Source organism: Streptomyces sp. CT34 (assembly GCF_000805335.1).
In the GTDB taxonomy this organism is placed as follows: domain Bacteria; phylum Actinomycetota; class Actinomycetes; order Streptomycetales; family Streptomycetaceae; genus Streptomyces.
Window position 1 is genome coordinate 3,528,379 of record NZ_KN708638.1, and the last position, 21,365, is coordinate 3,549,743.

Annotated in this window: 16 protein-coding genes, 1 tRNA gene and 3 pseudogenes; 11 read left to right on the forward strand and 9 right to left on the reverse strand. The window is 70.8% G+C overall.

The genetic code is table 11. The features are described 5' to 3' along the window. Window positions 1–56 precede the first annotated feature (56 nt). The 3 genes and pseudogenes from RZ84_RS15365 to RZ84_RS15370 all read right to left on the reverse strand — a co-directional run. A pseudogene (locus RZ84_RS15365) lies at window positions 57–731 on the reverse strand (transposase); the annotation flags it as partial. Between the two features lie 171 nt (window positions 732–902). Next, entirely contained in the window at window positions 903–1,385 is a 483-nt protein-coding gene (locus tag RZ84_RS38965) for a hypothetical protein (protein ID WP_157878832.1), read from the reverse strand. 62 nt (window positions 1,386–1,447) lie between these two features. After that, entirely contained in the window at window positions 1,448–1,771 is a 324-nt protein-coding gene (locus tag RZ84_RS15370; protein ID WP_052229957.1) for a helix-turn-helix domain-containing protein, read from the reverse strand. Between the two features lie 518 nt (window positions 1,772–2,289). Here RZ84_RS15370 and RZ84_RS15375 point away from each other — a divergent pair. The 5 genes from RZ84_RS15375 (at window position 2,290) to RZ84_RS15395 (ending at window position 6,838) form a co-directional block, all read left to right on the forward strand. Beyond that, a complete protein-coding gene (locus tag RZ84_RS15375) occupies window positions 2,290–2,721 on the forward strand; it encodes a hypothetical protein (RefSeq protein ID WP_157878833.1) in 432 nt (143 codons plus the stop codon). 433 nt (window positions 2,722–3,154) lie between these two features. Continuing rightward, window positions 3,155–3,727 carry a hypothetical protein gene (locus RZ84_RS15380; RefSeq protein ID WP_043264802.1) on the forward strand — a complete coding sequence of 191 codons (573 nt, stop codon included), beginning with the start codon at window positions 3,155–3,157 and terminating at the stop codon, window positions 3,725–3,727. A gap of 592 nt (window positions 3,728–4,319) precedes the next feature. Then, entirely contained in the window at window positions 4,320–5,114 is a 795-nt protein-coding gene (locus RZ84_RS15385) for an integrase (protein WP_157878834.1), read from the forward strand. Next, window positions 5,107–6,618 (forward strand): hypothetical protein, encoded by a 1,512-nt coding sequence (locus RZ84_RS15390; protein WP_043264803.1) that lies wholly within the window; start codon window positions 5,107–5,109, stop codon window positions 6,616–6,618. Before RZ84_RS15385 ends, RZ84_RS15390 begins: the two co-directional genes overlap by 8 nt. A gap of 144 nt (window positions 6,619–6,762) precedes the next feature. After that, window positions 6,763–6,838 (forward strand) — tRNA-Arg (locus tag RZ84_RS15395). Window positions 6,839–7,262: 424 nt separating this feature from the next. On the opposite strand, the gene RZ84_RS41130 is transcribed toward RZ84_RS15395, so the two are convergent. Further along, window positions 7,263–7,991 carry a hypothetical protein gene (locus tag RZ84_RS41130; protein WP_241777721.1) on the reverse strand — a complete coding sequence of 243 codons (729 nt, stop codon included), beginning with the start codon at window positions 7,989–7,991 and terminating at the stop codon, window positions 7,263–7,265. Between RZ84_RS41130 and RZ84_RS15405 the strand changes: the two are divergent. Next, window positions 7,978–8,563: pseudogene (locus RZ84_RS15405) on the forward strand (superoxide dismutase). The gene RZ84_RS41130 and the pseudogene RZ84_RS15405 overlap by 14 nt on opposite strands. Before the next feature lie 122 nt (window positions 8,564–8,685). Here RZ84_RS15405 and RZ84_RS15410 read toward each other — a convergent pair. After that, complete coding sequence (locus RZ84_RS15410; RefSeq protein WP_052229960.1) at window positions 8,686–9,933, reverse strand: serine hydrolase domain-containing protein; 1,248 nt, start codon at window positions 9,931–9,933, stop codon at window positions 8,686–8,688. 572 nt (window positions 9,934–10,505) lie between these two features. Here RZ84_RS15410 and RZ84_RS38970 point away from each other — a divergent pair. After that, on the forward strand, window positions 10,506–10,673 hold the full coding sequence (locus RZ84_RS38970) for a hypothetical protein (protein WP_157878835.1): 168 nt from the start codon (window positions 10,506–10,508) through the stop codon (window positions 10,671–10,673). A gap of 235 nt (window positions 10,674–10,908) precedes the next feature. After that, on the forward strand, window positions 10,909–12,873 hold the full coding sequence (gene recQ, locus RZ84_RS15415; RefSeq protein ID WP_107068277.1) for a DNA helicase RecQ: 1,965 nt from the start codon (window positions 10,909–10,911) through the stop codon (window positions 12,871–12,873). Window positions 12,874–12,951: 78 nt separating this feature from the next. On the opposite strand, the gene RZ84_RS15420 is transcribed toward recQ, so the two are convergent. Next, window positions 12,952–14,235, reverse strand: coding sequence for a sensor histidine kinase (locus RZ84_RS15420; RefSeq protein WP_043269979.1), 1,284 nt, complete (start codon window positions 14,233–14,235; stop codon window positions 12,952–12,954). Then, complete coding sequence (locus RZ84_RS15425; protein WP_241777722.1) at window positions 14,232–14,978, reverse strand: hypothetical protein; 747 nt, start codon at window positions 14,976–14,978, stop codon at window positions 14,232–14,234. Before RZ84_RS15425 ends, RZ84_RS15420 begins: the two co-directional genes overlap by 4 nt. Before the next feature lie 368 nt (window positions 14,979–15,346). On the opposite strand from RZ84_RS15425, the gene RZ84_RS15430 reads away from it, so the two are divergent. Beyond that, the gene (locus tag RZ84_RS15430) at window positions 15,347–15,658 is read left to right on the forward strand and encodes a hypothetical protein (protein ID WP_052229961.1); all 312 of its coding nucleotides are present in this window, start codon (window positions 15,347–15,349) and stop codon (window positions 15,656–15,658) included. 146 nt (window positions 15,659–15,804) lie between these two features. Next, a pseudogene (locus RZ84_RS15435) lies at window positions 15,805–15,987 on the forward strand (transcriptional regulator); the annotation flags it as partial. A gap of 22 nt (window positions 15,988–16,009) precedes the next feature. On the opposite strand, the gene RZ84_RS15440 reads toward RZ84_RS15435, so the two are convergent. Together RZ84_RS15440 and RZ84_RS15445 are read right to left on the reverse strand one after the other, a co-directional pair. After that, window positions 16,010–17,635 (reverse strand): glycosyltransferase family 39 protein, encoded by a 1,626-nt coding sequence (locus RZ84_RS15440; protein WP_241777723.1) that lies wholly within the window; start codon window positions 17,633–17,635, stop codon window positions 16,010–16,012. A 235-nt stretch (window positions 17,636–17,870) separates the two neighbouring features. Continuing rightward, entirely contained in the window at window positions 17,871–20,816 is a 2,946-nt protein-coding gene (locus tag RZ84_RS15445; RefSeq protein ID WP_043264806.1) for a D-alanyl-D-alanine carboxypeptidase, read from the reverse strand. A 262-nt stretch (window positions 20,817–21,078) separates the two neighbouring features. Here RZ84_RS15445 and RZ84_RS41135 point away from each other — a divergent pair. Continuing rightward, window positions 21,079–21,365, forward strand: a 287-nt coding sequence (locus RZ84_RS41135; protein WP_241777724.1) for a GOLPH3/VPS74 family protein, incomplete at its 3' end; no start/stop codon positions are given.

Genomic DNA, 21,365 nt, shown 5'->3' on the forward strand with positions numbered 1-21,365 from the left:
AGCTCCCTCCTCCAGGCTCCCACTGGCCGGGGGGCCGACTGCCAGGCCGGCGGGTCGCGCCAGGTCGGGGTGGCGCGGGTGAGGCGGTGGAGCATGACGTCGGTCATGGACCAGTCGATCATTGCCACCGAACTCGGCGGCTTCGTCTCGAAGTCGCGCACCAGGCGGCGGTGGAGCATGAGGGTGCCCAGGGTCTGCTCGACCACCCACCGCTTGGGCTCCGGGGCAAATCCGCGAGCGCCGGGCTCACGCTGGATGATCTCCACGTCGACACCGAGCCCTTTGCCGTGGTCGACGACGGCGCTCTTGAACCCCGCGTCCACCCATGCCTTCGTGACTGTCGAGGCACTGTGGGCGACCTCGTCCAGCAGTGCGATCCCGATGGCGTTGTCGTGCACGCTCGCCGCCACCACGACGGCGATGACCAGGCCGAGGACGTCGGTGGCCAGGCCCCGCTTGCGGCCCGAGCTCTTCTTGCCCGGATCCAGTCCGGTCGTCGTGCCGAAGTAGTAGTACACCGCTCCCATCGGCGGCAGGTCATGTGGCAGGTAGCGCCACTGGCAGCCGGTACAGGCCTGATACAGGATCGCGTTCACGATCTCCCGCATCTCGTACCGACCCTCGTGCCCGCTGACCGACGGGTGCCGGGCCTTCCACCCGGTGATGACCGGTCGGATCAACTCCCAGGCTTCATCCGACAGGTCACTCGGGTACGGGGGACGCCCGCCCACGTCCACCAGCACACCGCAGCGACAGCGAACCGCAGGATCGGGACTGGACAACCTGCCTTCAAGCACTACGAGAACCGCTCAAGACTCGCATAACACCCTCTGAGGTCTTGGCCGCGTCGCCGCAAAGGCTGCGCCTACACTGCTGAGCCTGCGTTTGGGAGCATCGCTTGCTCACTGCAGCGTGATCCACCCTTCAGGAAGCCATCCATGCACATAGCCCTCCAGGAAATGGTCCAGGTCGGGGATCCCCAAGTAGTCGATGACACAGGGCACTTCGGGGTGGGCAAGCCAACGGAGGCAGGCTGCGCCGCGGTAGGGCGAGCGCGGGATACCGGATGAGTCGACATGCGCGGTGAACAGCCTGGCCGGCTTGCGAACTTCGTGTAAGGCTCCGTAGGGACGCAGAGCTTCAAGGCGGCCGACCAGGTCCCCCAAGCGTGCCTCCGCCTCCGGAACGATTCCCTTCAGCAGACGCGCGGCAGCTCCCGCATACGATTCCCCGGCGTGCCGGCGGGTGGTGGGCAATGCGGGTGGGCCGTCATGTGCGGGACCATGGTCGAGCAGCGCCACTCGGTGATTCCCGTCGAAGCAGGCCACCAGCACGTCACGCCATCGGGACGGTGCATACATGCACATGAGGTGAATGTAGAGCACATCGGGGCTCCGCGCGCGTCCACGCGAGCGGAAGGGGCACACCCCGTCTGACGGTGGGTGCTCTACGGCACGGGGGGCAAGGAGGGCAGAGCCGCGAGCCCGGGCCACACCTGGAATCCGAGGGCGACCTCCAGCCGCGCAAGGGTGCCGAGGTCGGGCAACACTTTCCCGTTGACGACGCGGCTGATGGTGGAGTGCGTGATCCCTGTGCTCTCCGCCAAGGTCCGTAGGCTTTGCCCGCTGGAGGCGAGCGCCCTCTCCAGATTGCGGGCCAGCGCTTGTCCATAGTGGGCACTGGCAGGGGCGTCGGCGGCGAGAGCTGCATGCGGCCAGGAACCGCCCACGACATAGTCGCGCGGCACCTTGTCGTTACTGCTCCGGGGCATGCCCGGATCATCCCACGCACCCATCGGTCACCAACCCTTCGTTCCGCATTCCAGGCGTCTCACTTGAACCGATCGGTGCATACATACACCGCAAGGCCAGCAGCGACACCTCTCGGGCGTCTTACGTGAGGCAGGTGCACTCGTACGGGGCGCTCGAGCCGCGGCGTCTACACGCCCGGCGTCAGTTCTCCGCGCCTGCGCGCCCCCTATTTTTCGCCACCCTTACCTCACTGACGCTCCGTGACTGAGGCGTTTCGACAAATGCGGTGGCCAGGTTGCGAACACGGCTCAGGAGCGCGTCACTCAAGAGTGGCACCGTAGCGGTTTATTCGAATTTCGTTCGGATTGACTGAGGTGTTTACGCTGCACTTCTGCGACCAATCCACGAATTGCCGCATTGCGCCTCGGGATCCAGTGGTTAAGATCCGTTCCAGTTTCTTGAGGCGGGTCGAGGGGAGGTCCTTTTCGTGCAGCCACATCTGGTGCGGCAGTTTCTCGTTGAGCTGAGGTCTCTCGCTTTGGACGATGCCAAGACGCTTGCCGAGACGAAGGACCGCCTCGCCAGGGCCGAAGCGACCGTGGCGGCGGTTCGCGCAGCCTGCGACTCCGCAGCCCGGCGCGCCGAGGTGTCACAGCGTGTCGCGGATGGCGCCGAGAAGTTGCTGCGAGCCAGGGCAGATGCCCGGCAGGGGCCTCATGCCGCGGAAGACGCGCAAGAACGGACGAGAACAGCACCACGGACGCTGGCGCAGGAACTACTCGCCTTCATCCGGGGCCGGCGGAGCGCCACCCGGAAGGAGATCGTCACGTACCTGTCGTCCGCGCGCCCGGACCTCAAGCTCAGTGGACTGGGCCCGGAGATTTCCGACCTGGTGAAAGCCGGCCTGCTGATTCGCGTCTCCACGGGCCTTTACACCACGCCTGAGAACGCCGGAGGTGGCGCCATGTAGACGACTACCTGCCTTCCGAATCAAGACCTCGTCAAACATGCGCAAGTGCCGCCGACTCATTGGGAAACGTCGGCGGCACGGGGACGCGCGGATTGCTGGGCTCACGCATCACTCGTTATTGTAGGCGGTTTTTCGAGTGCGCGAGAGCCCGACACGAATTCGGCCTCTCAATATCAGGCCGAGAGATGGGCTCACTTTGTCTCTTTTCTCCCATGCCGATCCGGTTTCTGATTGGCCTCGCGGTTCCACGTCGGCCGGCCAGCGGGCACGCAAGCGCGCCGGCAAAGCATCACCCCGCCTTACTCTCCCGAGCTATCGAGCGAACCCCGTACAGCAGATTGGATTCGTCCTGGCACTGAACGAGCTCGACAAGGGAGGCGGCCCCGTCTCGCGGCAAGCCCTGGCCGAGCGAGCCGGCAAGGGAGTAGCCACGGTGGTCGACTGCATGGGCTTCCTCGCGGACATCGGGCTGGTGGAAGCGGGCCGCGGCCAGTACGCGATCACCGAGCAGGGCCGGGCGTTCGCGGTGCTGTGGTCGCGGGATCCCGCGCGTGCGCGGCTGCTGCTGCACCCGCTGCTCCAGGCGCACTGGTCCGCCACGGCAGTGACACGGCACCTCGCGTCCGGCCCCCTGCCACAGGCGAAGTTGGCCGAGTTGCTGGGCTCTGGCCTCCCCGGCGTACGGGCCCGCGGCATGTATCTGGTCGAGTGGCTCGTGATCGGGCTGGTCGTAGAGCGTGACGAGCAGCTGCACGTCCGTCTGGCGGCGACGGACGCCTCCGCACCCCCCAAGCGGTCCGAGGCGGACACGGCTGCGGAGGAGTCGGTCTCGGAGGACAGCGACGCATCGGGAACAGCCGGGGGCGACGGTAGCGACGACGCCAGCGGCAGCAGCCTGCTGGGAATGACGTTCCAGGAGATCAAGGAGCTGCCCGAGGACCGCTACACGGCGTTCCTCGAAGGCGTGCTGCAAATCCTGGACAGTGCTCTGGCGCCCACTGCCTGAACACCCGAGCTCCCTTAACACTCCAAGACGCACGGAGGCGGGCCCTGGTCCGGCGCGGCCGGACCAGGGCACCTCCGGGGTGGCGACTGGTGTCTGCGCTGGACTCTGGAACCCGGACGCAGAGGGTTCAATCCCCTCGCCATCCACCCCTTGCCGACCAGCATGGCATTCCTCAACCGAAAGGAACCAGTACCCGTGCGGATGACGCCAGTACGCCCAGTTCCCTGACGCGCCTTCAGTCAGCGCCTCTTCTCTACACCTCGCCAACCGGTTGGGCGATCTCCCGTTGCAGGCCCGGCCACCCGCCCCCACCGTGGTGTATGTACGCACCGCTCGTGTGGAGGTGAAACTTTGCACCATCCCTGCCCTGCCCGGCCACCAGGACAACACCCGGCGCCCCTCCCTGCCTCCCCGCCCGTCCGCCATGAGCAGTGACATCCCACTCGCCACCGGCATCGGAGCCGTCCTGGATCACTGGCAGTTCCTCGTGTTGCGCGGCGAGATGTCCCTGCAGACACTGAACCGGTTCGACCGGCTCTTGCGCCGGTTCGAGTCTTACGCGACAGTCCGGGGAGCGGTGTCGTTCACAGACGTGGATGAGACTGTCGCGGGACAGTTCATCGACGCCTACGGCCGTACCCGTCACGGTCACGTCGCTGACGCGTCCCTGTCCACGCGGCACCTGCGCCGCAGCGTGCTGCGGATGTGCTTTGCCACCGCCCTCAGCCTTGGCCTTACCGACGCCGACCCCACCCGCGACATCCGGCTTCCCCCCAGGGTTGTGGGCGAGACCCGTCCGCTGGACGAAGCCGAGGCGGTCGAGCTGCGCCACGCTGCGGACTTCGGGGACCGTCCCACCCGGCATGCCGCTGCCGCCGCCCTGGCTCTGGCCGGCGGCTTCAGCGGCGAGATCGGGCACATCAGCCCAATGGATCTCGATCTGCCGACGGCACGGGTATGGATGCACGGCTCGTCCAAGACACGACCCCGATGGTGTCCACTGGATGCCTGGGGCGCGCAGGTACTCGCCGCCCGCGCCCACCACATCCACGCCACCACACCAGGCTGCGAACTGCGGCGGCTACGGCTTGCCGTCTCACCCCGCAACGGCACCTGCGAGCAGATCCAAGCCCGCGTCTGCGTCGCCCTGCGCGATCTGCTCAAACGCATCGGACTCACCGCCGACCAGGCGGTCCGACCCGCGTCGATCACCGCATACGCCGGCTGGGAGACCTTCACCCGCACCCACCGCATCGAGGCCGCAGCCCGTCACCTGGGGATGTCCTCCCTGGACAGCACCGCCGCACTCATCGGCCACCACTGGCGCCCCGAAGACGACCACGACCACACCCGCACGACACCGAACGGAGACGGCAACCATGCCTGAGGACCTCTTCGGCGCCCCCCGGCCCCGCCACTGCCGCAAGAAGGCCGCACGCCGCACGCTGGAGACCGACCTGCGCACCGTCTCCCAACGCATCTGGGACATCGCCCAGTTCGAAGACGTCTACCGCCTCGCTTCCATCCTGGAAAACGTGCCCGGACCGCGCGCGGGGCGCCCTCCCGCCTACCCGCCCTACATCTACGCCCTCTTCCTGACCCTGCGCGGTATCCACGGCTCGGCCCGCTACTGCGCCGGCGACCTGCAGAACCCGACCGTCTGGAACACCCTCCGCGACGGCATCACCCGCCACCTCGGCCCCGACGAAGCCCGCCGCCTGCCGGCAACCGGCCCCACCCGCCACCACTGGCAGCACGCCCAGCGCGCCCTCCTGATCCCACGACTGGAACAGCTCAACGAGACCTTCGAGGACCTCGCCCTGGCCCAGGCCCTGCGCCAAGGACTCCTGCCCGCCCCCACGCGACGCTCCTGGAGCAACCCCCAACGCCACCAACTGATCGCCGGTGACGGCACCGTCGCAAAGTCCCCCACTCTGTCCACCACGCCCTACAGCCTCGACCCCATCACCGGCGAAATCCGCCGCCACCGCGTCGACCCCGCCTCCTCCTGGCAGAAGGAAGGCGGAACCGACCCCGACGACAACACCAACCACGCGGTGCTGGGCAGCAAGTTCGTGGTCTTCTCCACTCGCCACCGCGGCTACTTTCGGCGCGTCTTTCTCAGCTACCGCCACGTCCCCCACGACCATCCCGGCGGCGAAGCCGCTGTCGCCCTCGACCTCGCGTGCGCCATCCTGGACGCCGCCGACGGCTGCATGGGCGTTCTCTATGACGGGGCCCTGCGCGGAATGCACCGCGACGTCATCGCCCGCCGCGGGCGCCTACTGATCAACAAGCAGCACAAGGGAACCAAACCCCGCTACATCCGCACCATCGGCGTCGGCCGCTGCCGCCACGAACTGTGGTCCAACGCCGGCCGCGTCCACGAACGCTGCTTCCTCGACGACGGCACCAGCACCCTGCGCCCCCTCCCCGTCCGCAAACTCGAACGCCGCAGCAGCACCCACACCCACCGCTGGTACCACCTGCTCACCGTCCCCTGCCCCCGCGGCCTCCACGAACACCGCGAAGCCGTCGGCGTCACCACCACCCCCGGCGAACGAGACGACGGACACAGCGACACCGAAACCGGCTTCCACCGCGCCGAACACCTCCTGCAGATCCCGGACGACACGGCGGTCCACCAAAGCCTCTACGGCGGCCGCGAAGACACCGAAGCCGGCTTCTCCCAGTTCGACCGCTCCCTGTGGAACCAACGGATGATCGCCTTCGGCGCCGAAGCACAAAGCCTCGTTGTCCCTCGGCTTCCTCCTCGCCCAAAACGCCACCAGCGCCGCCCGCTACCGAGAAGACCCCATCTACACCGACGCCGAAACCGAAGCCACCGACCACAACAGCAACGACCGAAAGCACTGACGACCAAGCACTGACCACCGGGGCCGCCGACCGTAGCCCCACCACCACACCTTCATCCGCTACCCTGTGTGGGGCCGCCCTCAGCGGCGGCCCCTACCCTTGCCGGCAGCAGGTGAGCGCTCACACAGAGTATTCACCAACGTTTTCCGCAAGGCCCCGCCTCCGTAGCTCAGGGGATAGAGCACCGCTCTCCTAAAGCGGGTGTCGCAGGTTCGAATCCTGCCGGGGGCACCACGTATTACCCGCTGACCTGGGGTTTCTCCCCGGAGAGGCGTTCTGCTCGGCCTCGGACCGCTCGTCCGGGGCCGTTTGCGTGAGCGGTGCGTGAGCGGACGGGGCCCCAGGCCGTGATCTTCCGCCCGACGGATCAGCCCCCGGCACGGAGGCCGAGCATGATCGGTGCGCCCGCTCCCCTTCGGCCGTCAGCAACTTCTCGGACCGAGCACGCAGTCGCCGCACAGTGTCCCTGCGGCGTCGGGGGCGGCGCGGTAGATCAGGCAGCAACTGCGGCGCCGGAACCGTGCGTCGGTGCCCTGCCGGGTGTGGGTGTCACGGAGCAGTTGATGTGGCAGGAGGGCCGCGGCGGCCTTGTGTGCTCGTTGTCCGCTGGAGGGGGCGGAGGCAGTGACGCCCGTTGCCGCTCCGTTGATCGCGGAGGCTACGTTGCCCGACAGGACGCCGGGGGGAAGACGGAGAGGGGCTCAACTGCCCTGACGAGTTCCTGTATTGGGCCTTCGAGCAGGTCGTCTGCTGTTCGGCTGGAGGCGGGCGGGGACGTTGGGCCGATGGCTGTCAGGGCGTCCTGCGGTAGCGAGAGGGGGAAGGCTCCACCGAGGGAGGACTGCAAGTGCGCGTTCGCGAGGGGGAGGGACAGCCGGAAGTCGTGCAGGGTGGCGGCCAGGGCCGGGGAGATGAGGCGTGCGACCAGCCCAAGGTGGGTCACGGGGGCTGCGACCCGTAGCTCGACCGCTTCGGGCGGGCGTCCGCTGCCGGCGGCCAGGAACGTGCGGACGGCCGTTGCACGGTCCAGCAAGGGCTCAGGGTTCCGGACCAGTTCGCTCATGGGACGCCAGGGAGCGGTGGGGACCGATCGTGCACCGTGGGTGTCGAAGGCGAAGAACGGTCCGAGGGCCGCGATGTGTTCCAGGACCGCGGCCCCGGTTGCGTGTGCGTCATGGGGCGATGGTCGGTCGGGGCTGTGCGGGGGCCGGTTGCTCGGATGCCTGCTCGGCCGGTTGAGCAGACGCTCGGCCATGGGGCCGAAGACCAGGGCCAGGGTCGTCCACAGCAGGGTCTGGGCGGTGACGGAGTAGAAGCGGAAGGAGAAGCGGAAGGAGAACAGCACGTCGGCCGGGAAGCCCGGGTAGACGGCGTTGGCTCCGGTCATCAGCCCGGAGATCATCGAGCTGCACCACGACAAGCACCACGCCGCGTATGTGAAGGGCGCCAACGACACCCTGGAGCAGCTCGCCGAGGCCCGTGACAAGGACGCCTGGGGCAGCATCAACGGCCTGGAGAAGAACCTCGCGTTCCACCTCTCCGGCCACATCCTGCACAGCATCTACTGGCACAACATGACCGGCGACGGCGGCGGCGAACCGCTGGACAAGGACGGCGTGGGCGAACTGGCCGACGCCATCGCCGAGAGCTTCGGCTCCTTCGCCAAGTTCAAGGCCCAGCTGTCCAAGGCCTCCGCCACCACCCAGGGCTCCGGCTGGGGCGTCCTGGCCTACGAACCGGTCACCGGCCGCCTCATGGCCGACGTTGCCCTGGTGGTCGTAGATCTGCTCCGTACCCATCCTCGTCTTCGACGCCTGGGAGCACGCCTTCTACCTCCAGTACAAGAACCAGAAGATCGACTTCATCGAAGCCATGTGGAACGTCGTCAACTGGCAGGACGTCGCCAAGCGCCACACCGTCGCCAAGGAACGCGCCAACAACCTGCTGCTCGCCCCGTAACACGATGAGGGCGGTCGGCTGACCCCACCGCGCCGCGTTCGCGGACGAGAGCAAGCGGAGCAAGCGGCCTTACCGGTACCGATACCGGTAAGGCCGCTGCGCGTCGGGCGGGCTCCTCGGTATCAGTTCTCGGTCGGGACGATGGTGCCGAAGGAGGCGGCGGCTATCTGCTGGATGTTGCGCATCTCGCCGCCGTTGAGGTCGGTGGGGTTGACGGAGTAGACGATCTTGCGGGAGAGGTCGCGGGTGGCGAACACACCGCTGGTGTAGCCGGGGCGGGAGCCGGTCTTGCCCCAGACCACGACGCCGTTGGACGCCTTGACCCGCATCAGGCCCATGGTCATGCAGGCCCGGCCGGCGTCGGCCTCGGTGCGGCACTGGCTGCTGTGGAAGCTGGGGACGTCGGGGACCGCGAAGAGCTCGGCCTGCTGGGCCGGCGGGAGGAACCGGCCTCGGAGGAGGGCGGTGATGAAGCGGTCCAGGTCGGCGGGGGTGGAGATCATGCCGCCCTCGGCCCAGGGCCAGGGGCTCTGCTCGGTGACGTCCACCGGATGCGTGGTGCCGTCGGCGGACCCCACCGTCAGATAGCCGTGCGCGTGCGGGCCCGGCAGGCGCGGGTCGTCGGCGTCGGGGACGTGGGTGTCGTGCAGGCCGAGGGGCCCGGTGATCCGGGACCGCACCTCATGGGCGAAGGTGTGGCCGGTGGTCTTCTCGATCAGCACGCCGGCCATGTAGTAGTTCATGCCGTTGTACTGCTGCGCGGCGCCCGGCGCGAACTGCATCGGCTGACCGGCCATCAGGTCTATCACCTGCTGCGGGGGGAGGCTCTTCAGGCGGTCGGCGGCGAACCACTCCGGGCTGCCGTCGCCGAATTCCGGGCTCGCGGCGCCGCGTGGCAGACCGCTGGTGTGGTTGAGCAACTGGCCGACCGTGACGGGCGGCAGACCGGCGGGCAGGACGCCCGGGAGGTAGTGCTGGACGGGCTCGTCCAGCTTTATCCGGTGCTCGGCGGCGAGTTGGAGGACGATGGTGGCCGTGAAGACCTTGGAGATGCTGCCGATCCGGATGTGCGCGTCACTCGGGACGCCCTGACCGGACTTCAGGTCGCCCACGCCCGAGGTGCCCGACCAGTGGCCCGCGCTGCCGGTGATCCGCACCAGCGCGCCGGTGACGTGCGCGTTCGGCAGGCCGCCGATGGCCGCCTTCAGTGCGGCCGGGTCCAGCTCGGGCAGCGTCGCGGAGGCAGCGGCTGATGCCGGGGCCGGGCCGGCGGCGAAAACGGGCGCGGCCACACCTGCGACCAGAGCCGTCAGCAATGCGCCGGAGGCGGCCACGGTGGTCCAACGGGTGCGACGGGCAGAGCTGTTCACGATGGGGCTCTCCATGGTGGTGGCGGTGGGACCGGTGATCGACCGGCCCGATCACGAGTCTCCTGCGCACCGGCAGCCCGGCTCATCAGGGAATGTCCCTGAGAAAACCCTGAGCGAACCCCTGTGGCTGATACCGAGTCGGAGTGCCGGGGATCCGCGGTCGCCACGCAGGTGGCACACACGCCGTGTGCGCAGAAGGCCGAGACAGAAGGCGGGAGTCGGGAGTCGGGGAGAAGGGGGGCGGGGAGCTGTCGCAGGGATCGCACGCGGAGAGATCAGCCGGTGCCGGTGCGAATCCTGGGCAGCGGCCCGGAGCTGCGGTGGCTTCCCGCGCCGACGAGGTCGCCCGCGTCACAGCATGAGCGGCCAGGCCGGCGAGCGTCTTCGTCGGGAGAGCCTGCCGATCGGTCGATCGGTCGGTCAGACGGAGGGTCGGTCAGACGGAGGGTCGGCCAGACGGAGGGTCGGTCGGTCGGACGGACCGGCGTGGCCGAGCGGGGCTCGATACGGCACATGACCTCACTGGCGCAAACCGGCCACACCTACCCGAGACGATCTATACCATTCACCCCATGAACCCCTCTATCGCTCCCGACGAGGCGAACGAGCGGATACGCGCATTCATGGCCGCCCGCCCCGGCGGCGCGCTGTCGCCCGAGGAGCAGGCCGAGTACGAGCAGCTGCTGGCCGCGTGGGCGGAAGCCGTGCACATGCGGTCGGCATCGGCGTGGACCCCGTGAGACGCGGGAAGCGCGCCACCACCATCGCCACCGCCAGACAGCAGAGGCCACCCGGGAACGTTCCCGGGTGGCCTCTGCTGTCTGGCACTGTCCGCCGGTGGTGTCCGCCGGTGGTGTCTGCCGGTCGGCCCGGCGGGGCGGGTGGAGTTATCCACAGGGTGAGCGGCGGGGGTGGCGGGGCTCGTACGCTTTCGGGGTGGGTTCGGCGGAAGCGGGAGTGGTCGTGGGCGTGGATGTGGACGTGGATGTAGACGGTGCCCCGGAGACGGGCGGGGCGGCGGACGAGGCGGTGCAGGTGCTGCGCCGGGTGTTCGGGTACGACGCGTTCCGCGGGAGTCAGCGGGAGATCATCGAGCATGTGGTGGGGGGCGGCGACGCGGTCGTGCTGATGCCCACCGGGGGCGGGAAGTCGCTGTGCTACCAGATCCCCTCGCTGGTGCGGCCGGGCGTCGGGGTCGTGATCTCGCCATTGATCGCGTTGATGCAGGACCAGGTCGATGCGCTGCGGGCGCTCGGGGTGCGGGCCGGGTTCCTCAACTCGACGCAGGATCTGGAGGAGCGGCGGCTGGTGGAGGCCGAGTTCCTGGCCGGTGAGCTGGATCTGCTGTATCTGGCGCCGGAGCGGCTGCGGGTCGAGCAGACGGTGCAGCTGTTGGACCGCGGGAAGATCTCGCTCTTCGCGATCGACGAGGCGCACTGTGTCGCGCAGTGGGGGCACGACTTCCGGCCGGACTATCTGGCGCTGTCGATGCTGCACGACCGCTGGCCGGACGTGCCGCGGATCGCGCTGACCGCGACGGCGACCGAGGCCACCCACGGCGAGATCACCTCGCGGCTGCGGATGGCGGACGCGCGGCACTTCGTGGCCAGCTTCGACCGGCCGAACATCCAGTACCGGATCGCGGCCAAGAGCGAGCCGAAGAAGCAGCTGCTGGAGCTGGTGCGCGGGGAGCACGCCGGGGACGCCGGCATCGTCTACTGCCTCTCGCGGGCCTCGGTGGAGAAGACCGCGCAGTTCCTGGTGGACAACGGGGTCGCCGCGGTGCCGTATCACGCCGGGCTCGACGCCCGTACGCGCGCGGAGAACCAAGCGCGGTTCCTGCGGGAGGACGGACTGGTCGTGGTCGCCACCATCGCGTTCGGGATGGGGATCGACAAGCCCGATGTGCGGTTCGTGGCGCATCTGGACCTGCCGAAGTCGGTGGAGGGGTACTACCAGGAGACCGGGCGCGCCGGGCGGGACGGGCAGCCGTCGACGGCCTGGCTGGCGTACGGGCTCCAGGACGTGGTCCAGCAGCGGAAGATGATCGACGGCTCGGAGGGGGACGAGGCGCACCGGCGCCGGCTGTCCGCCCATCTGGACGCGATGCTGGCGCTGTGCGAGACGGTGGCGTGCCGGCGGGTGCGGCTGCTGGCGTATTTCGGCCAGGAGAGCGGCCCGTGCGGCAACTGCGACACCTGCCTGGCCCCGCCGCAGACCTGGGACGGGACGGTGCCCGCGCAGAAGCTGCTGTCGACGGTGGTGCGGTTGCAGCGCGAGCGGGGGCAGAAGTTCGGCGCGGGGCAGATCGTCGACATCCTGCTGGGGCGCAAGACCGCCAAGGTGATCCAGTTCGATCACGACGCGCTGAGCGTCTTCGGGATCGGCGAGGATCTGCGGGAGGCCGAATGGCGGGGCGTGGTGCGGCAGTTGCTGGCACAGGGCCTGCTGGCCGTCGAGGGCGACTACGGCACGCTGGTGCTCACCGAGGCGAGCGGCGAGGTGCTGCGCGGGCAGCGCGAGGTCCCGATGCGGCGGGAGCCGGAGAAGGCGGCGCGGGCGGCCAAGGCGAAGGCCAAGGCCAAGCGGGCGCCGGTGGATCTCCCGGAGGAGGCGCTGCCGGTCTTCGAGGCGCTGCGCGCCTGGCGGGGGCGTACGGCCAAGGAGCAGGGCGTGCCGGCGTATGTGATCTTCCATGACGCCACGCTGCGGGAGATCGCGACGGTTCGACCGGGCACCACGGCCGAGCTGGGCACGGTCAGCGGCGTCGGCGAGAGCAAGCTCGCGAAGTACGGGGAGCAGATCCTGGATGTGCTGGCCGGGCGGGATGCGGGGGAGGCGGGCGAGGCAGCCGCCGGGGACGGCCCCGCGAAGACGCCGGAGCCGCCGGCCGCGGAGGAGGACGTGGTGCCGGAGCCGCCGGACGACATCGACTGGTGACGGCGACTGGTGACAGAGCATCGACTGGTGACGGGATCGTCCGGTGGCGACATCGAGCGGTGAGGAAGGGTAGGGGGTTCAGGGGGTGGTGCGGTCCGGGGGGTGAGGCGGGAAGCCGAGGAGGGCACGGGCGCCGCCGTCGGGGGCGTTGGTGAAGTAGACGCCGATGCCGAGGACGGCGGCCTGTCCCACGGCGATGGTCAGGCCCAGACCGTGGCCCCTGCCGCGGCCCGGGGCGTCGGTGCGGAAGCGCTGCGGGCCGTGGTGGAGCAGGTCCGCGGGATAGCCGGGGCCGTGGTCGCGCACCTCGATGGTGGGGATGCCGCCGGGCAGGGCGTCCACGGTCACCACGACCGGGGGCCGGCCGTGCCGGTGCGCGTTGATGACGAGGTTGGCGAGGATCCGGTCCAGGCGGCGCCGGTCCGTTTCGACGACGGTGTCGGCGAGGATCCGTACGTCGGTGTCGAGGCCGGTGGCGCGTACGGAGCGGGTGACGAGCGGGCCGAGTGCGCAGGCGGCGAGGTCGGCGTGTTCGGTTCCGGAGTCGAGCCGGGAGATCTCCAGCAGGTCCTCGGTGAGCCGGTGCAGGGCGTGCAACCGGTCGTTGATCATCTCCTTGGGGCGGCCCTCCGGGAGGAGCGCGGCGGAGGCGAGGATTCCGGTGAGCGGGGTGCGCAGTTCGTGGGCGACGTCGGCGGTGAAGCGCTGCTCGGCCTGGAGGCGGCCCTGGAGGGAGCCGGCCACCGAGTCCAGGGCCGCCGCCACCGCCGCCACCTCGTCATACGCCGCCGGGCCGCCGCGCGGCCACTGACCTGCGACGTCGCCCACCCGGGCGTCCAGGTCGCCGGCGGTGATGCGGCGCGCGACGGCCGCGGTGGTGGTCAGCCGGCGGCTGATGCGCCGGGCGAGGAAGAGGCCGGCGAGGGCGACGGCGGTGGCGGCGAGTACGGCCGAGCCCAGGATGGCGGTGTCGAACTTCTCCAGGGTGCTGCGGGTGTTCCCGTAGGGCGACCAGACGGCCATGATCTGGTTTCCGGCGGGCGCCGCGGCCCACATCACGGGCTGTCCGCGGTAGCTGCCGACCATGCTTCCGCGCCGCCCGCGGTGCACCAACTTCCGCAGTTCTTCCGGGAGTTCGGACGGATCCAGGACGGAGTTGATGCCCTCGCGGGAGGTGCCGTACTCGAAGAGGTCCAGTGCGGAGTCGAGGTCCGCACGGGTCTGCTTGCGGACCTGGCCGACGGTCTGGCGGGCCACCGCGTTGTGGACGAGCACGCCGAGGACCGCGGCGACCGCGCAGCACACCGCCGTCACGGTCAGTGCGATCTTCCAGCGGAGGGAGACGGGGCGGGGGCGCCTCATGGCGGGGTCCCGGGCGGACCGGGGGCGGCCCACGGAGCGCGCCGGCCGATGCTCGTCGGGGACGGGGGCGCACCGGTGGGGGCGGGCGAGGGCGGTCCGGGCGAAGGGGGTCCGGGCGAGGGCTTCGGCTTGTGGGCGAGGTCGAGGGTGAGGTCCCACAGGCCCATGGAGTGGCCGTCCCAGACGTAGTCGGTGACGCTGACGTAGCGCGGGTCCTTGGTGGGTTCGCGGACCGCGAGATGGCCGGCCGCCAGTTCGACGCCGGCGAGGACGCCGCGCAGCGCGAGGATCCGGGTGACGACCGCGTTCCGGACGGTGTAGACGCGCAGATCGCTGGTGCGGCGGTCGAGATCGACGACGGTGATCAGGTCGGGCTTGCCGTCGTCGGTGAGATCGTGCAGCTCGGGGCGGCGTACCGAGCGGGGCGCGGGCGCGCGGTCGCCGTCGGAGGTGTAGTCGGCGTCGAGGACGGCGAGCGGGTCGGCGTGGGTCATGTCGCCGGCGGGGATGCGCGGGACGCCGTGGAGGGGTTTGAGGGCGGCGGGGTTGTCGCTCTCGCGGAGCGGCGCGGGGGTGTACTGCGGCCAGAGTTCGTGCGGGGCGTGCACGCTGCGCGCCTGCCCGTCGTCCTTGAGGCCCTCGGGGCTCGCGCAGCCGGCGACGGGGACGAGGGCCAGGGCCAGGGCGGCCACGGCGGTGCGGGTAGTGGGCGTCGCGCCCGCGGGGCGCCGTCGGTGCCGCATGCCGTTGTCACCGCCTTCGCCCGCCGTGTGCCGTTGCCTCGCCCGCCGTGTGCCGTTCGCCGGCGGGCGAAGCGCGTCCGCCGCATCCGCACCAATGCCTTCAAAGGTCAGCATTACGGGCATAGCTCGACCAAGCTACCCAAGGTGGTGCGGTAGGGAATCTTCAGGACGGCCGTTCCGGCGGCTGCCGGACAACTGTTCCGGCCGTTCCCCCGGCGGGCGCCGCCGGCCGCTCCGTTTCACGACTGACCGGAGAAGGTGAGGGTGACTGTTACACAACGTATGGATCGCCGTTATGGACGCTCCGTAGCGTGCTGCCCCGTACCGCACCCCAGGACGGCACCGGCCGTCCACGACGAGGAGTAGCCATGCGGGCTCAGCGCCGCTCCGTGATCCGTACCGCCACCGTCGCGACCGGCGCGCTGGTCGCCCTGCTGCTTCCCGCGGGCGCCGCCTTCGCCGACTCCGGCGCACACGCGGGCAGCCGGAAGGCGATCCTCCTCCCCGACGAGGGGCTGGCCGGCATCGCGGAGAAGGCCGGGCAGCTGCCGAAGTCCGGCCTCATCGGCGGCGCGGGTGCGCTGGGCGCGGCGGGCGTCGCCTTCGCGGTGCGCCGGCGCGGCAACCACGACGCCCCGCACACGGCCGCCGCCGGCAGCGCACACCGCGCGTCCCGCTAGGACGGCCGACCTCCCGCCAGGACAGCCGAAGAGCCGACCTCCCGCCAGGACGGCGGACCTCCTCCCGCCAGGGCCCGCCCGGCATCCAGGAGCGTCGACACAGACGTATCGGTGGCCGCCGAAACGTCGCGGCGGACAATGGGCACATGGCCTCCCCGCCCCCTCCGCCGTCGTCCGACCACAGCTCCGAGCCGGCCCGGCTGGCGGGGCTGCTGGCGGACCGCACCCGCGCCGCGTTCTGCCTGGCACTGCTCGACGGACGGGCCTGGACCGTCGCCGAACTCGCCGGGTACGCGCAGGTCGCGCCGTCGACCGCGAGCGAGCATCTGACCCCGGACGGCACCCGGGCGCTCAGGGAGCTACTGGGGATCGACGGGGCGGCGGCGGGACTGGTGTGACGGGGGCGGCTGTGACGGGCGCTGTGACAGGGGCCGCGCGGCGGGCCGTCGGTCCGGGAGCGCGTGGCCGCGGCCGTCCGGCGCGCGGCCTCGGCTGTCCGCGGCCCGCCGGGGGCTGCCGCACCGCGTCCGCCCCGTCCCGGCAGCCGCCCCCGGCGCCGCCGGCCCGCGCATAGACCGTTATCCGGGCGCCGCGCACCTCCGTGCTGCCGCACACCACGAACTCCCCGCGCAGCGTGGCCCGTTTGGCGAGCTCCTGGTCGTTGTCGTCGGCCGGCTGCCCGGCCGGGTCGCCCGCCACGACGATCCGGCGACTGGCCAACATCCGGTCGCGGATCCGGTCGCCGGAGAGCTCCGTCCCGTAGAGGGTGTGGGACGCCACCGGACTCCTGTCCAGCGCGAGATCGTCCAGACCGCGGAAGTCGTGCGGCCGGGTCGCCATCCAGACACGGCGGCGGGACGGCATGAACAGGAGCCCGTCGCCCGGCTCGGACACCTCACGCACCGCCTGGGCGACGGCGGTGGCGTCGTCGACCCGGCTGTCCGGGCTGCGCAGATGCACGTCCACCGGCAGCAGCGCGGCAAGGGCCAGTGACAGGGCCAGCACCCGCCGCAGCAGCCGGCCGCGGGTCTGGCCCAGCTCGCCCGCCGGCCGCAGCAGCCGGGCCAGCGCGGCACCCGCGACCAGGGCGAAGCCGGCGACGTAGTAGAGGACGTAGCGGTCCACGTAGGCGGGTTCGACGTGGGAGAGGAGGAGCAGGAGGAGGGTGGGCAGGATCAGCAGCGGGATGCCGACGGCGCGCAGCCCGATCGGGCCGCGGGAGAGTATGCGGACGCGGGCGCAGCCGAAGCCGAGGACCGCGAGGACGGCGAACGTCAGGAGCTGCAGCGGGTCCGGCCACATGAGCCAGCTGATCTGGGCCGACTGCCGGGTGCTGAAGACCGCGAGCGGGGCGAGTCCGGCGAGGACGGCGACCGCCGACAGGGCCCAGGCGCGCAGCACGCGGCGGGGCAGCCGGGCCAGTATGACCGCGGCGCCGTGCGCGGGCAGCGCCAGCGCCGCGAACTCGTGCAGCAGGCAGGCGAACAGCATCAGCGCGGTGTAGCCCCACCACGACTGGCGGCGCGGGCGGGCGGCGGCGAGCACCAGCAGATACGTGGCCCAGACGACCAGCGCGCAGATCGTCGCGTAGGAGCGCCCCTCCTGCGCGTACTGCTGCACGACCGGGATCAGCGCGAAGGCGAGCCCCGCGAACAGCCCCGCCCGCCGCCCGACCAGGCGCTCCCCCAGCAGCGCGATCCCCGCCGCGGCGGCCGTCATCGCCACGACCGACGGCAGCCGCAGGCCGATCACCGCGCCGAGGGTGCTGCCGAGGGTGGCGTCGTAGACGACGAACCAGACGTGCATCAGCGCGTAATACAGGCCGTGCACGACATCGACATGGAGCAGCGTCAGCCACAGATCGGACAGGCTGCGGTGCGCCATGTCGTAAGTGGCCGCCTCGTCACGCCAGATGGCGTCCTGCCGGCGGATCCCCCACGCCCCCAGGAACAGCATCAGCCCCGCGGGTGCCAGCACCACCGCGCTCCGCAGCGCCCGTGCCGCGGTGGCGGATGAGGCGGGGGCGGAAGCGGACGCCTGATACGTCTTGTGCGCTGGCGCTGCGTCGATGACGGGCTCCGGTCGCGAGGGGACGGAGGGGCGGTACGGGCGGGGACGGAGGGGCGGGGGTACGGGCGGGGTGCGGAAGCGGGCCGGCGGCGGGGAGCCCGGGGCCGGGCGGCCGTCGTCACGGCCGCCCGGCCCCCGCGGCTCACCCCAGGCGGGTCAGCTTCGCCCCGAACGTCGGCTCGGCCAGGTCCGATTGCAGCGCCACCGGGACCTTCTGCTGGCTCGCACCGTTGCCGACCGTCAGCTCGCCGACGACCGTACCGGCCTTCGCCGTGTGCGGTACGGCCTTGCCGCCGTCGCCGATCGAGAACGTCGCCTTCATACCGGGCCAGCCGACCGCCGTCAGGTCCTTGGTGGCGACCACCGGCGTCCGGCCGTCGAGCCCGTCGTCCACGTAGCCGACGACCTGTCCCTTCTTCACCACGGTGGCGGAGGACAGCGCGTCCTTGGCCGCGCCGATCACCTTCTGGCTGTTCTCCAGGGCCAGTTGGAGATGGGCGTTGGGGTCGGTGCCGCGGGCCCGCTGGTCCATCGTCACACCGAGCAGCAGCTGGTCCTTGCCGCCGACGGTGCGGTATGCGGCCCACATGAAGGCGCCGCCGGCCGGCGAGCTGGAGCCGGTCTTGATACCGCGGACCACGCCCGGCATCGTCGTCAGCAGGCTGTTGTTGTTGTAGATCTTGTCCGGCAGACCGTCGATCTTGACGTTCTCGGTGGTGACGACCGCGCGGAAGGCGTCGTTCTTCATCACCGCCTCGGCGAGCCTGAGCTGGTCGACGGCGGTGCTGACGGTCGTCTTGTCGAGACCGCTGGGGTCGGTGTACGTGGTCCGGGTCATGCCCAGGTCCTTGGCGGCGGCGTTCATCTTCTTCGTGAACGCGGCCTCGGACCCGGAGTCCCAACGGGCCAGCTGGCGCGCGGCGTTGTTGCCCGACGGGATCATCAGCATCTGGAGCATCTGGTACTCGTTGAACGTCTGCCCCGCCTTGAGCGGCACCCGCGACTCGTCCTTGTTGTGCGAGTCGGCCTCCGCCTTCGCGTCGATGGTGATCGTCGCGCCCTTCTCCCCCTTCTTCAGCGGGTGGTCGCGCAGGATCACGTAGGCGGTCATCACCTTGGCGACGCTCGCCGTCGGCACCGGCTTGGCCTGGCCGGACGTGCCCAGGCTGCCCACGCCGACGACCTCGGCCGCGGCCTGGCCCTGGTCGGGCCACGGCACCGAGAGCTTGCCGCCCTGAAACGTGAACGCCGTCGACGAACCGACCGCCAGCGTCGGGTCGGGCAGCGGACGCAGCGACTGGACGATCACGAAGATGATCCCCAGCAGCACGACCAGCGGGGTCCAGATCTTGATCCGCCGGATGACCGTGCGCAGCGGAGTCTCGGGCGGCGGCGGGGTGTTGGTGAGCTGCGCCAGCAGGTCCAGCGGCGGCAGCGGCTCCTGCCGGGTCCGCTCGGACTCCGACTCGGCGGCGGACCCGGCACCGGATTCGGTGCCGGACCCCGTCGCCGAACCGACCTCGGCGCCGGCCGCGGTGGCGGAACCCGCCGCCGGCGGTGCGACGGCCGGCTTCTCGGTGGGCTTGGGCGGTACGGCGGCCGGCAGCGCACCGGGCGCCGCAGCCGGCGCCTTCTCGGGAGCCTTCGCCGCCGTGCCGCCGTCGCGGTCGCCGTCGACCTTGCCCTTGCCCGCCTTCTCTGCCTTCTCCGCCGTGTCTGCCGCGTCGCTCTTGCCAGCCGTGTCGCTCTTGTCGGCCTTCTCGGCGGTCTCGGCCGCCTTGTCGGCCGTACGGGCCGGAGTCCTGGGCGCGGTCTTGCCGATCGACCGCTCCGCCGCACCGCCGTCCGTCGACTTCAGCGCCACGAACTGGCTGGTCCGCTCGGCGTCCCGCTCCTCCTCGGCCCCGGGCTTGGCGGCGTCCCCGGCCTTGGCACCGGCCCCGGCCCCGGCTTCCTTCGCCTCGCCGTTCGCCTTCTCCTCGCCGTTCGCCTTCGCCTTCGCGTCGGCCTCGTCGGCCTGCTTCGCGGCGCCCTTGTCGATCTTGAAGGTGGTGGTCGGGCTGTCGACGGGACGTTCCTCCGCCGCGCCCTCGCTCTTCGCCTCCCCCTCCTTCTGCTTCGCAATGGCAAACGTGCGCGTCGCGTCATCGGCCGGCGCCTCGTCGGCGCTCCCGGCCACCGCCGTCTTCAAGCCCGCCGTCTTGAAGACGGCGGTGGCCTGGTCCACAGCCGGGGAGTCCGACACGGCGGCAGCCCCGCCACCGGACCCGGCCCCGGGAGCCTCCCCCTTCACACCCGCACCGGCCTTCGCGTCCGGCTCGGCATCGGCCGCCGGCTTCGCGCCCGCCTTCTGCGCAGCCTTGCCGTCATCAGCAGCCTTGCCGTCCACCTTCTCGGCAGGCTTACGGTCCGCCTTCGCGCCGGCTCCGGCCTTCGGCTCCGCGGCCGGCTCGGCACTCTTCGCCGACTCGGCGACCGAGGCACCGCCCGCACCCTCGGGACCGCCCGCACCCTCGGCACCATCCGCGTCCTCGGCACCGCCCGCACGCTCGGCGTCGTCCGCAGCGTCATCCGAGCCCTCGGCGCCGTCCGCGGCGGGGTCCGTGGCCCCTGCATCGTCCGTACGCGCGACCCAGGCCGCCACAGCGGCCCGTAGACGGTCGTCGCCGCCCGCGGCCCCGGCGTCGCCCTCCGCGGCCTCCTGAGGCGCCTCAGACTCCTTCACGGGCTCCGGCGTACGCCCAGCGTCGCCACCCGAGCCCTTCGCGCCCACCGCCCCCTTGGAGTCCTCGGAGCCCTTGGAATCCTTGGAGCCCTTGGCCCCCGCCGAGTCCTTCGGCCCCTTCCCGGCCCGCGACTCCGACGACGATCCCGATTCCGGCGCCGATCCCGATTCCGACTTCGCTTCCGACTCCGACGGCTCCGCGTCCGCCGTATCCCCGTCGTCCGCCCCGGCCGGCTTCGCCGCCCCGCCCCCGCCCCCGCGGCTGACGGACAGCCGCGGATCGCGTTCGGTGCGCGCCGTCTCCCCCGACGACTGCTCCTTGTCCGACTTCTTGTCCGACTTGTCGGGGGACTCGCCCGCCACCGATGTCTCCTTCACTACGTCGCACTGCCCTGCCTGGTGCCGGCCGGTACCAACCTGCACCAGTGTTCCCAAGTGTCCTGTGTCCCAGCGGCGCCACCCCACCGCGACGCGTACCGGTACACGCCGCACCCCGCAGAAGATGTTGCCGACGTGCTAGACGAGAACGACATACCTACCGGTTCCCTACCGAACCCCCCACGCACCCTCGACAGATGAATGTGAGAGGGGTCACCCTGTCATTCATCCACGCGGGGAGGCATGGATGGGCAGGAGCCGCAGAACAATTCCGGAGGAGCTTCTGCTGCTGGCTTTGGACCCGGCCACGGGCACCACAGCGCAGCCGCAGTCGCTCGACCTCGGCCTGGCCGGGGCCCAGCTAGTAGAGCTGGCTCTGGCAGGACGGATAGCCCCAGACGGGGATCGTATCGCCGTGGTGATGGCACGGCCGACAGGAGATCCGACTCTGGACTCCGCGCTCGAACTGCTGCGCCGACGCGGCAGTCCGGTGCGCGCGGTCCACTGGATCGGCGGGGCCCCGCCGGGGGGGGG

Bases quoted from the DNA above. Each gene is read 5' to 3' on its own strand.
- RZ84_RS15370 (WP_052229957.1), bottom strand. From the start codon at position 1,771: ATGCCCCGGAGCAGTAACGACAAGGTGCCGCGCGACTATGTCGTGGGC.
- RZ84_RS15390 (WP_043264803.1), top strand. From the start codon at position 5,107: ATGCCTGAGGACCTCTTCGGCGCCCCCCGGCCCCGCCACTGCCGCAAG.
- RZ84_RS41130 (WP_241777721.1), bottom strand. From the start codon at position 7,991: ATGACCGGAGCCAACGCCGTCTACCCGGGCTTCCCGGCCGACGTGCTG.
- RZ84_RS38970 (WP_157878835.1), top strand. From the start codon at position 10,506: ATGAACCCCTCTATCGCTCCCGACGAGGCGAACGAGCGGATACGCGCA.
- RZ84_RS15420 (WP_043269979.1), bottom strand. From the start codon at position 14,235: ATGAGGCGCCCCCGCCCCGTCTCCCTCCGCTGGAAGATCGCACTGACC.
- RZ84_RS15425 (WP_241777722.1), bottom strand. From the start codon at position 14,978: ATGCGGCACCGACGGCGCCCCGCGGGCGCGACGCCCACTACCCGCACC.
- RZ84_RS15430 (WP_052229961.1), top strand. From the start codon at position 15,347: ATGCGGGCTCAGCGCCGCTCCGTGATCCGTACCGCCACCGTCGCGACC.